This is a genomic window from Candidatus Methylobacter favarea (assembly GCF_902806695.1).
Taxonomy (GTDB): Bacteria; Pseudomonadota; Gammaproteobacteria; order Methylococcales; family Methylomonadaceae; genus Methylobacter_B; species Methylobacter_B favarea.
This window is the reverse complement of sequence record NZ_CADCXN010000076.1, coordinates 18,596-29,732: the sequence shown is the minus strand read 5'-3', so window position 1 is coordinate 29,732 and position 11,137 is coordinate 18,596. Positions and strand designations below refer to the sequence as shown.

13 protein-coding genes are annotated in these 11,137 nt (G+C 46.5%); 5 read left to right on the top strand and 8 right to left on the bottom strand.

The window, feature by feature from the left end:
- Positions 1 to 684: 684 nt before the first annotated feature.
- Entirely contained in the window at positions 685 to 1,116 is a 432-nt protein-coding gene (locus HUX64_RS12060; protein ID WP_174626479.1) for a DUF2721 domain-containing protein, read from the top strand.
- 744 nt (positions 1,117 to 1,860) lie between these two features.
- Here the strand turns inward: HUX64_RS12060 and HUX64_RS12055 are convergent.
- On the bottom strand, positions 1,861 to 2,760 hold the full coding sequence (locus HUX64_RS12055; RefSeq protein ID WP_174626478.1) for a LysR family transcriptional regulator: 900 nt from the start codon (positions 2,758 to 2,760) through the stop codon (positions 1,861 to 1,863).
- A 450-nt stretch (positions 2,761 to 3,210) separates the two neighbouring features.
- Between HUX64_RS12055 and HUX64_RS12050 the strand changes: the two genes are divergently transcribed.
- The 3 genes from HUX64_RS12050 to HUX64_RS12040 all read left to right on the top strand — a co-directional run bounded on the left by HUX64_RS12050 (position 3,211) and on the right by HUX64_RS12040 (position 5,283).
- Positions 3,211 to 3,486 carry a hypothetical protein gene (locus tag HUX64_RS12050; RefSeq protein WP_174626477.1) on the top strand — a complete coding sequence of 92 codons (276 nt, stop codon included), beginning with the start codon at positions 3,211 to 3,213 and terminating at the stop codon, positions 3,484 to 3,486.
- 122 nt (positions 3,487 to 3,608) lie between these two features.
- Positions 3,609 to 4,931 (top strand): PQQ-dependent sugar dehydrogenase, encoded by a 1,323-nt coding sequence (locus HUX64_RS12045; protein ID WP_174626476.1) that lies wholly within the window; start codon positions 3,609 to 3,611, stop codon positions 4,929 to 4,931.
- 193 nt (positions 4,932 to 5,124) lie between these two features.
- Positions 5,125 to 5,283 (top strand): hypothetical protein, encoded by a 159-nt coding sequence (locus HUX64_RS12040; RefSeq protein WP_174626475.1) that lies wholly within the window; start codon positions 5,125 to 5,127, stop codon positions 5,281 to 5,283.
- Between the two features lie 190 nt (positions 5,284 to 5,473).
- Here HUX64_RS12040 and pqqE read toward each other — a convergent pair whose 3' ends face one another.
- The 7 genes from pqqE to HUX64_RS12005 form a co-directional block, all read right to left on the bottom strand.
- On the bottom strand, positions 5,474 to 6,604 hold the full coding sequence (pqqE, locus tag HUX64_RS12035) for a pyrroloquinoline quinone biosynthesis protein PqqE (protein WP_174626474.1): 1,131 nt from the start codon (positions 6,602 to 6,604) through the stop codon (positions 5,474 to 5,476).
- Entirely contained in the window at positions 6,582 to 6,854 is a 273-nt protein-coding gene (pqqD, locus tag HUX64_RS12030; protein WP_174626473.1) for a pyrroloquinoline quinone biosynthesis peptide chaperone PqqD, read from the bottom strand. Before pqqD ends, pqqE begins: the two co-directional genes overlap by 23 nt.
- A gap of 111 nt (positions 6,855 to 6,965) precedes the next feature.
- Positions 6,966 to 7,421, bottom strand: a complete 456-nt coding sequence (locus HUX64_RS12025; protein WP_174626472.1) for a DUF29 domain-containing protein — start codon at positions 7,419 to 7,421, stop codon at positions 6,966 to 6,968.
- 63 nt (positions 7,422 to 7,484) lie between these two features.
- Positions 7,485 to 8,216 (bottom strand): pyrroloquinoline-quinone synthase PqqC, encoded by a 732-nt coding sequence (gene pqqC, locus HUX64_RS12020; RefSeq protein ID WP_174626471.1) that lies wholly within the window; start codon positions 8,214 to 8,216, stop codon positions 7,485 to 7,487.
- Between the two features lie 10 nt (positions 8,217 to 8,226).
- Positions 8,227 to 9,138: a pyrroloquinoline quinone biosynthesis protein PqqB gene (gene pqqB / locus HUX64_RS12015; protein ID WP_174626470.1), complete on the bottom strand. Its 912-nt coding sequence runs from the start codon at positions 9,136 to 9,138 to the stop codon at positions 8,227 to 8,229.
- Positions 9,139 to 9,247: 109 nt separating this feature from the next.
- The gene (gene pqqA, locus HUX64_RS12010) at positions 9,248 to 9,322 is read right to left on the bottom strand and encodes a pyrroloquinoline quinone precursor peptide PqqA (protein WP_006892363.1); all 75 of its coding nucleotides are present in this window, start codon (positions 9,320 to 9,322) and stop codon (positions 9,248 to 9,250) included.
- Positions 9,323 to 9,902: 580 nt separating this feature from the next.
- Positions 9,903 to 10,649, bottom strand: coding sequence for a HesA/MoeB/ThiF family protein (locus tag HUX64_RS12005; RefSeq protein WP_174626469.1), 747 nt, complete (start codon positions 10,647 to 10,649; stop codon positions 9,903 to 9,905).
- Between the two features lie 142 nt (positions 10,650 to 10,791).
- Between HUX64_RS12005 and HUX64_RS12000 the strand changes: the two genes are divergently transcribed.
- On the top strand, positions 10,792 to 11,079 hold the full coding sequence (locus HUX64_RS12000) for a co-chaperone GroES (protein ID WP_174626468.1): 288 nt from the start codon (positions 10,792 to 10,794) through the stop codon (positions 11,077 to 11,079).
- Positions 11,080 to 11,137: the final 58 nt, after the last annotated feature.

Sequence of the window (11,137 nt, the reverse complement as noted above, 5' to 3'; positions counted from 1 at the left end):
TCCAGCGTTTAGCTGGAAAATCGCCTGGCGCTGAAATGCCTGTCAAAATGAGAGCGAGTCTTCTGGGACAAGCCGGTCTTTCAGCTTTAGATGAAGAAGGCAAATGAGCTTCACCCAGGAAAACTAGAGCAATTCTCTATTAATCAGCATGGCCCTTTTCATAGAATGGCGATTCATAGGGAAATAAAATTTCATCATGCCTCACCCTTATTTTGATGATTTACGGCTGTGGTCGCGCAGGCAGTGAAACCGATTAAACGAGCCGCCAAGCCAGCCCCTTATTTCAAGTCAGCCAGGGTTTTCTCTAAAGTGCACCAGTTATGCTGCCAGAGCAATTGCGGGCGCGGCAAGCCTATCCAACCGGGTAAGGGCAATCATGTCAGCCTGTGCCGGGGCCCTCGCGGCACAGTTATCGCAATATCGTTCGATGACCTTGAAGGCACTGCAAAGCTCGCTAGAAATCGAAGCTGCATTGAGCATTCAATCCGCCCCTGGCTAAGTTTCTGCGTTGAAGCTGGGTTTTCTGTATAAAAAACCATAGCCGCCAGTAAACAACAGGCCTATGCGGAGGCGGAACGCGGCCAATCGCAGGCTTGGCGACTATACCTCATCCCTGTATAGAGCAAGGCAAATTTAATAAGTAATCATGACTGACTTGATGATTTACTTCAACATAAGATGTTAATGATTACAGAACTTCCTGTCACCACTATTGCCCATGCCATTCAGCTTGCCGTGGCGCCGGTGTTTTTGCTAACCGGTGTTGCCAGTATCTTGTCGGTGCTGACTACCCGTTTAGGCCGCATTATTGACAGATCGCGGATTTTGCACGGCAGATCTTTGCAGTCTGTTGAAGCAAGTCAGGCTATTCAGTCTGAGCTAAAATCCTTGAAGCAGCGAGGCCGCCTGATCCATTGGGCGATTGGCCTATGCACAACCTGTCTGCTGCTGATTTGTTCTGTTGTCGCGGTATTGTTTCTGGGCTCATTTATTGCTTTTAATATGGCGGTTATAGCCTCCTTATTTGTTGCGGCCATGTTCTGCCTGATTGCGGCGTTGCTCAATTTCATTTGCGAGATTTATCTGGCGACCTCGCATGTTCGAGGCGGACCGTAATGCCCATGCCAGTCCGCCTTCCGACAATATTGCCTCGACCTTAGTGAGGACCTAGCCGCTTTGTAATTGTGAACAGCGCAGCCGTTCATTTCTTACTGGTAGCCATCATAAATGCCTTAGAAAACGGGTTCATCTTCAGCCGCTAAAGCGTTAAAGGTGAAAATAGGAATAGGGCTAGAGCATTTATCTATGATGTACAAACATAACCTGAATGCCTGAAGAGGTTGAGGCGCCCATCAGCCTGAAACTTATTCAACAGCTTACCGATGAGTTGCCCAAGCTTATCGTAAGTCCATAAGGCGTGCATTTGGCAGACAAAGGCCGACCTGACCTTGTATTGCAAAGCCACGGCCTGCACGGTATTGCTCGCGGCAACTGCTTCGACCGCATGACCGCCTAAATCTTAGGAATAAGGCTTGGGCATGATCAAAACTGGCTCATGCAGCGCTCCGGAGCGCAATCCTGCTCTGATCCAAAGACAGGCGCTAAAATCCAGGCTTTCGCGTTAGGACGCAGGATTAAAGTGGCATATTGACGGGTACCCTATAAATTCTGGCTCCGGTATAACCCATTTTCATGTCTACTTATGCAATTTCAAGGCTGAAAAACTGCTTTTGCTCACAAGGATTTCTGTGGTTCCATGAACGATTTTCCTGAGTTCTTCGAGACTGCGCTCATTACACCTTGCCAGGGTTTTATTTAACCCGATTATTTTGCATTAAATAGGTTTTGTTATTTAAGGCCTTACTTTATCCCTGTTTTTTCGGCAAAGTATTTAATTAAAAAATTAACAAAGGTAGTCAGCTTGGCCGGTAAAAAGCGTCTTTGCAGATAAGTGGCATAAATAGCCAGTAATGGAATGCGATAATTCTGCAATATCTCTATTAACTTTCCTTCTGCCAAATAGTTGGCAACCGATATTTCAGGCGCCTGCGTTATACCCATGCCTAAAGCGGCGGCCTGGCATAATGCCCTGCCATTATTTGAAGCGAAATGCCAGTTGGCTTTGATTTTAATTTCCTCCCCATTCACCCTGAATATCCAATAATCTTTATGCGGCGTATCAACATAATGCAGACACCGGTGAAATTTTAATTGATCGATATGTTCGGGTTTACCGTATTTGGCTATATAGCCGGGCGAAGCATAGGTACCCAATCTGGTTTCGGCAATTTTTCTGGCAACCACTCCCAGCTCAAGGGTATCCGTTACTAAAATAGCCAGATCAACACTGCCTTGAATTAAATTAACGTGACTATTTAGCAGCGTCATCAGAATTTTAACTTCCGGATATTCACGCTGATAAGCATCGATGGCAGGCACCATGTAGATGCCGCCAAAATCAATAGGGGCATTGATTTTTAATGTGCCTTTTACATGCCGTCCCAACTGCGAGGTGTATTCGTCAAGTTCCGAGAAATCATCCAAAAGCTGTTTGCTGCGGTAATAATAAACTTCTCCTGCTTCGGTAAGGCTGATTTGCCGTGTGGTTCTGTTCAATAAGGCAACGCCGAGGGAGTCTTCCAGCTGAGCCATATATTTGCTTATCATCATTGCCGAAAAATGCATCTCGCGGGCTACTGCCGCAAAAGAGCCCAATTCAACGATACGGCAAAACACCTGCATATTATTCAGTTTATCCATTGCAGTTATTTTATAAACCCAAAGTTTATATTCTATAAATGTTTTTGCGGATTTTAAAGAATGAGTAGAGCCGGTATATTACTAAATGGAGATAGTTAAACGAGGCGTAGTTTAAACCTAGTTATATTACGTTTCGTTACAGCATTATTCAGATCCGCTTGGTTTTTATCTGTCCGATAGTAAGGCCAAGCGGTTTTTTATTGTCTGACAGCCTGACATAACGAAGCAGTGCCTAATTATTTTTCCTGTTCATCCATCTGATTATTAAAATACCTATCAGCTTAATCTTAAATCTTGTCCATATATAATGAACTTATTGATATTGTTGATGAACACCAGTGAGTTACAGATATTAGACCCGGCCTATTACTCAGGCAAGAAGCCTGAAATAGCGCGCGGTTCATCTATTGATTTTTAAGGGCAGGGGACAATTATTTCTGCAAAGAATTTATGAATAAAGTTCTGCATTCCAGATCGCCGGATGACGGCATACTGCTGCCTCAGGGCACGGCCCATGCCGGTGAAGAGTATGAGCACTGTTATCAGCGAAGCCAAGGAAAAATCAGGTGTAGATCAGCCAACAATATCGAGTCACTTTTAAATTACCGGCACCTGGTTCGGCCGACATGGATTTTTTTAAAGTCTACCGTTGTTTTCATAAAAAGACCTTTTATCCTAGCGGCTGAAGAAATCGATGCGGGCAACTGGCTTTCTGTGAAAGAATAGCAACTGAACAGCAGATAATGACTCGCCGCTTACCAAAAACTTTATAACTATCTGGAGCCAATTTGCCGCATTAATTCATAATCGATGAGGCTGCCTTTGCGGGCTTATCCAGGAGAAGCGTTATGCATATAAAATACCTGTTACTGATTGCTTTAATACCCCTAAGCCTGACTGCCCGCGCCGATGTAGCCCAGTTGCCGGTCGAAGCTGGCATGGGACCTGATCCGCAGTTACCACCGCCCAACCCGACCTTGATTCCGACGGTAAATATTGCCCCTGCTAAAGGTTGGCCTGCAAATAAAAAACCTGTGCCTGCACCAGGGACTAAAGTGGCCGCTTTTGCTGACCGCCTCGATCATCCCCGCTGGCTGTATGTGCTGCCGAACGGCGATATACTGGTCGCCGAAACCAACGCTCCGCCCAAACCTGAAGATACAAAAGGCATTAAAGGCTGGCTAGTCAAACAGTTTATGGAAAATGCCGGAGCCGCTGAACCCAGTGCTAATCGCATAACGCTGCTACGTGATTCCGATAAAGACGGGATTGCGGAAACCCGGTCTGTGTTTCTGGAAAAACTCAATTCACCTTTCGGCATGGCATTAGTGGGCAAAGACTTTTATGTGGCCAACACGGATGCAGTGATGCGCTTTCCATATGTCGAAGGTGAAACCCGGATTACCCAATCGGGAAATAAAATAACAGACCTGCCGGCAGGTCCCATTAATCATCATTGGACCAAAAATCTTATTGCCAGCCGGGATGGCGCCCGACTTTATGTGACGATAGGCTCAAACAGCAATGTTGCGGAAAATGGCATGGATAAAGAGAGTGGCCGCGCGGCTATTTTGGAGGTGGACCCGAAACGCGGCACTTCCCGCATTTTTGGATCCGGTCTGCGCAATCCCAATGGTCTGGGATGGGAGCCTTCTAGCGGTTCACTCTGGACAGTAGTCAACGAACGCGATGAAATCGGCAGCGATCTGGTTCCCGATTACCTGACTTCGGTAAAAGACGGCGGTTTTTACGGCTGGCCTTACAGTTATTTCGGGCAGCATATCGATGAGCGGGCGAAACCTCAACAGCCTGATCTAGTCGCTAAAGCCATTGTTCCTGATTATGCATTGGGCCCGCATACCGCCGCCTTGGGCCTGGCCTTTTCTGAAAATACCTCCTTGCCGACCCAGTTCCGCAGGGGCGCATTCATAGGCCTGCACGGCTCCTGGAACCGCAAGCCGCACAGCGGTTACAAGGTAATTTTCGTGCCTTTCAAAGATCATAAACCTTCAGGTATGCCTAAAGATGTACTGACAGGTTTCCTAAGCGATAAAGGCCAGGCATTTGGAAGACCGGTAGGCGTAGTTATCGACAAACAAGGCGCTCTGCTTGTAGCGGATGATGTAGGAAATGTTGTTTGGCGAGTGACTGCCGCGGCTGCAAAAGAATAAGCGAAAAGATAAACCGCAAAAAAATAAACCTTCCGACAGAATTTTGTTGAAGTTTAAGAAACACGAAAATCCATCCGGTTCCAGGGTGATATCATGGGGTGATGTCATTAATGCAGCTGGCAATATCTTGATTTTAGCTGGGAACTTACCCACTTTTCTCTTATCTCACGAGAAACTCATCCGAGAAAACAAAATGAATATGCCTTCCTCAAAAGACACCGATAAAAAACCTGCCTCTGATTTACCGGCCGAAGCGCCTGAGAAAGAGCCTGATACGGTGCCTACCGACCCGCCCGATACCGCACCGGATAAAGAACCCAGCGATACGCCCATAACTGAGGAGCCTGATTAAATAATTTCAATTCCCCAAAATTGAACCCATGGACGTGTCAGTGGATATAAGGGCATTGTTAATCAGGTATGGCTTTCAGTTCTCCATTACATTTGAGCCTCAGCAGCATAAGGCACAAGGTAAGCAGGGTCATTATCCAACAGCTTTTATCTGTCAGCCAATGCCCGAAGAAGAGTCATCCTGTTCAGGCCTAGACCATATTGCGGGAGTTTTTGCTGTTGCGAAATATCAGCGGTTTTTCGGTTGCGGATAAAGTGGCGCTTATCTTTGCAGACTCTATCGCCTGCTGGACCACAGAGTGATCGAGCGATTTGCTGCATACCGGATCGGCATTGTACATGTCCCCGGTTAACAGGTAAGCCTGGCAGCGGCAACCGCCGAAGTCTTTTTCTTTTTCATCGCAACTGCGGCAAGGCTCCTTCATCCATTCATAGCCTCGAAAAAAGTTGAATGCCTTTGAGTCATTCCAGATTTCCTCAATACTGTACTCGTTGACACTGGGGCAATCCAGGCCGGGCAGATCACGCGCGGAATGACAGGGTAGCGCTACACCGTCCGGAGCAATAGTAAGAAACGTAGTTCCCCAGCCGTTCATGCAGGCTTTGGGACGGTCTTCATAAAAATCAGGCACGACATAATAAATTTTCATTTTGCCGGCGACTTTCTCTTTAAACGCCTGGGCTGTTTGTTCGGCCTCTTCAAATTGTTCTTTAGTCGGCAGCAGTAAATCGCGGTTGGCATGCGCCCAGCCGTAATATTGCGTATTGGCCAGTTCCAAATAATCGGCGTTTAAGTTTTCCGCCATGTCCAGTATTTGCGGCATCTGGTGGATATTTTCCCGGTGTATTACCACACATAACACCATCGGGTAGCCGTGTTTTTTGATTAGATGGGCGACTTCTTTTTTGTGCCGGAACGATGTGGTGCCCGCAATATGGTCGTTCAATTCTTGCGTACTGGCCTGAATGCTGATCTGTATGTGGTCAAGTCCTGCATCCTTAAGCCGGATAATTTTTTCTTCAGTCAGTCCGTAGCCTGAGGTGATCAGGTTGGAATAATAGCCCAGATCTCTGGCATGTTTGACCAATTCGGTCAAATCTTTGCGGGTTAAAGGCTCACCGCCGGAAAAGCCCAGTTGCACAGCGCCCATTTTTCGGGCTTGCGACAATACGCGCTTCCAGTCTTCCGTGCTTAATTCGGCTTGATATTTTGCATAATCAACCGGATTGGAGCAATAAGGGCACTGCAAGGGACAGGCGTAGGTAAGCTCCGCCAATAACCAGCGTGGCGGTGTAATTTTAATTTTGTTGAATCCAGCCATTTTTTAAAGCGATCTCAAGGAAAGCGGTAATATCGTTTTTCAGACCGGTAGTGGCGAATTTCAGTTCCAGTTCGCTGACGATTTGATCAAGGCTGCGCGTGCCGTCGCACAATTTCAGGATTTCCGCAGAGCTCTGGTTAAGCTCCACCATGCCTTCAGGGTAAAGAATAATGTCTTTCTGCTGGACTTCTTCCCATTGCAGCCGGTGCATGGGAGAAAATTTGATAGGTTGGTTTGGGTTTATGGTCATTTTTTTGATGGTAAGGTGAACAACACTTTTTTGCCCCCAGCTTTCATCGGCAAAGGCCGTGCAAAACGATAAAGCTGTTTGCCAGCCGTTTTGTCCACAAAAATATTCTTTTCATAATTTTTCTCCAGCGTTGGTCGATGACGGCAGCCAGTCTTCCGAAAGTATGTTTTCGTTTGTCCATGGACAGACTTCAGGGAAACTGCCCATTCCAGTTTCATTAATAGTTATCGATATCGCATCGCCCCAGACATCTTCCAGCCATTCCGGATCATTAATAGAAGGCTGGAGACTTGGGGTATTTTTTAAGCGGCGCGAAATCGCCTTGCGCTGCTCTTTAATGGTTCGTCGCCAGCTGCCGCTTTGACGCTCCGGCTGGTAGTGCCATTTAAGCAAATGAGATAAAAGTAGCGCCATACGGCTTGCCAGTTCGCGTTGCTCACTTTTACCCACGTCCTCGATTTCCTCTGCAATGTGTTCTATATCCAGGGCCGACAACTTGCCTGACCGTAACAGATTAGCTTGCTCTTTGGACCATGCCACAATGTCATTTTCGTAAGTTGCTGCCATTTTTCACTCCATCAATGCTCCAGGGATTATCATGTCGGAGTTGCGAAGCTCAACTGCAAATGCTTATTCCCCAACATTAAAATAAGGCGGCATATGGTGAATGTAAGCCATATACATCGCATCGGCCATGGTCCAGAGCACATCCAGTTTAAATTTCAGGATTTGGACCATGCGATCCTGTTGTTCGCGGGTATGATACCAGTCCAGCGTGATTGCCAAACCGTGCTCGACATCGCGCCGCGCTTCGGTCAGGCGTTTGCGGAAATAGATGTAGCCTTCCTGGTCCACCCATGGGTAATGTTCGGGCCAGTTGTCGAGGCGCTGCTGATGGATTTTTGGCGCGAACAGTTCGGTCAGCGATGAGCTGGCCGCTTCATGCCATTCGGCCCGGCGCGCGAAGTTCACATAAGCATCGACGGCAAAGCGAACGCCCGGCAGGACGTATTTTTGCGAAGTGATTTCTTCGCGCGTCAGGCCGACCGCCATGCCCAGCTGTACCCAGGCCTCGATGCCGCCGGGATCACCGGGATGGCCGTCATGGTCCAGGATGCGCTGGACCCACAGCGCCCGCGTTTCGCGGTCCGGACAGTTGGCTAAAATATTGGCGTCTTTAATGGGGATGCTGACCTGGTAATAGAAACGGTTGGCGACCCAGCCCTGCAGTTGTTCCTTGGTGAGCTTGCCTTCATTCATCAGTGTATGATAAGGGTGATGAATATGGTAATACTTTTCCATGCCTCGCAGTTGGGCTTCAAACTCTTCTCTAGTCCACGGCTGGTTGTCAAAGCCGTTCATAATGCACCTTCTATAAATTAATTTCCAAACCATCGTAAGCGACTTCAATGCCGGCAGCCTCAAGTAGTTTACGCTGCTCGGAATCTTCGTCCAGAATCGGATTGGTATTGTTGATATGGATTAATATTTTGCGAGCTTTTTCGACACCGCTTAATACTTCTATCATGCCGCCTTTGCCGGATTGCGGCAAGTGACCGATTTCGCGGGCTTTTTTAGAGCTGATATTTTGTGTGCACATCTCATCGTTAGTCCAGAATGTGCCGTCCACCATCAGGCAATCTACGGTTTGCATGGCGGCCATGACATGCGGTTCAATTTCTCCCAAACCCGGAGAATAAAATACTTTTTTGCCGGTAGAGATTTGTTCGATGATGACGCCGATATTATCGCCTTCGTGCGGGTCATACCGATGCGGCGAATAAGGCGGCGCCTTGCTTTTTAAGGCCTGGGTATAAAAGCGTAAATCATCTATGCCGGGAATGGTAAAGCTGCTGCCGTCGATAGGAATCGGATGATGATTGACGGTGCAGTAATCTTCCAGCATTTTAAATAAGGGGAAGCCTGTAGTCAGGTCCTGATTGACCATGTCTGTACAGTAAACATCCAACGGTTTGCCTTCCCGGAGCATGAGTAGTCCGGTGGTATGGTCAATCTGGCTGTCGATCAGCATAATAGCTTTAATACCGGTATCGCGAACGCCTTCTTTAGGCTGGATAGCCGGAAAAGCTTCCAGTTGCGCACGAATATCGGGGGAGGTATTAAATAGTAGCCAGTTTTTATTGTCCGTACTCACGGCAATGGATGACTGGGTACGGGCTTTGCCGTTCATTTCCTTGTGACGCAAGCGATGGCAATTATGGCAATTGCAGTTCCATTGCGGGAAGCCGCCGCCTGCAGCTGAACCGAGAACTCTAATCTTCATAGTTGGAAAATAACTTAATGGATAGGATCCGAATGATACGGGAACAAAGGGCATGAGGCAAAAAAAAGGGCTCTTGATGAGCCCTCGTTTTATCTAAACCGAATAATTATTAACGGTTGTAGATATACATTGTCACTTCAAATCCAAACCGTAGATCTGTATAGCTTGGTGTTTCCCATTTCATTGTAGACCTCCAAAAGTTTTTATGTGTGCCAGCTTGATCAAGTAAGCTAATTCAAAGTATACGACGAAGTATTTTTTTTAGCAACCTTGGATAGGACTCAATGAATGAATTCCATGGCTTTACAGGTTTATGTTCTCCCGATTGCCATTGGGTATGTTAATAATTCGTTAAGTGGTAATAGAACGGGAGAATTTTTAAATAGCAGAGGATCGAATAAGTTGATCCGGATATTTTTAAATAGGAAAGAAGTACTATTCCAGATCCAGAATACTGATTCACGCATGATGGAAATTTCTGGTGAGGGGTTATGTGAGTGCAGCTATTTTACTATTTTTGGCGATGATAGTTCTTGCAGCGTTTTCGTTTGCGCCATGGGGTTATTTACAAATTTACGCAGAGAGATAGTAATCCTTTTGGGGATACTGAAACGCATGACGACAGTCCGTCTTTTGTTAAAGATATGACGGAAAAAGCTATTGGTTTTGCCAAGGGTCTAGTGGCCAAAAATAAGATTGTGATTATGGTGAGACTCCAGGTAGTCTGGCACACGGGAAAATCTCGTCTAAAAATAGCGGAAAGTCTATTGGCCGCCGCAAGTCGGGCAGTGAGGATTTTTTCGCAGCTTCATCGTATTCCACTCCATCCCTAATGCATCCAGCAATAATAGCCGACCGGTTAAAGTTTCTCCAATATCGATAATCAGTTTCAGGGCTTCCAATGCCTGGATACTGCCAATAATCCCGGTGAGAGGAGCTATGACGCCATTTGTTGCACAATTCAGTTGCTCGTCGCCCTCACTGTTATACAAACAGTTATAGCAGGGGCTATTATTTTTTCCGGGCGTAAATACCGCTACCTGACCTTCAAAGCGAATAGCTGCGCCTGAAACCAGCGGAGTTTGAAACTTAACACAGGCACGATTAATCGCAAAACGTGTTGGAAAATTATCGCTGCAGTCAAGGACAACATCCGCCTGGCTCACCTCACTTTCAAGTTGTTCATTTGCCAATCGTTGCTTGACCGCCCTTACCTTTACTTCGGGATTTAACCGGCCAAGTGTTTGACGGATTGAAATTACCTTATCAGTCCCTATATCATTGGTGTGATGAGCAATTTGTCTTTGCAAGTTGGATAAGTCCACTTCGTCATCATCATAAATCGTCATGCTGCCAACACCTGCCGCAACAAGATAGATTGCTGCCGGAGAGCCCAGTCCGCCGGCGCCAATAATCAACAAGTTAGCGGCGAGGAGTTTTTGTTGTCCCTCCATATCGATTTGAGGCAGCATGATTTGACGACTGTAGCGTAGTAGTTGATTGTCATTCATATGTCATTTTATTTGGATATTTTATGCAGGAGATAATGCCAAAAAACTTGACAGACTGCAAAACATGGTTATTATTAGCACTCATTACTAGCGAGTGCTAATAACTTTATTATTCTTTAATTTTGATGCTTAGGAGATATTGATGAAAATACGTCCGTTACACGACAGAGTGATAGTCAAACGTGTTGAAGAAGAAACAACCACGCCCGGCGGCATCGTACTGCCTGGGTCTGCTGCTGAAAAGCCCAGTCAGGGCATGATTTTAGCGGTAGGCAGGGGCAAGGTGCTGGATAATGGCGATGTTCGCGCACTGGAAGTTAAAGTGGGGGATAAAGTGCTGTTTGGCAAGTATTCCGGCAATGAAGTCAAGATCGACGGCGAAGAGCTTATCGTGATGCGTGAAGAAGATATCATGGGTATTCTAGGTTAAGCCTGGTTTTATCATGTGCTTTAACTTAATCATAATTATTTAACCAACGAATTAGGAA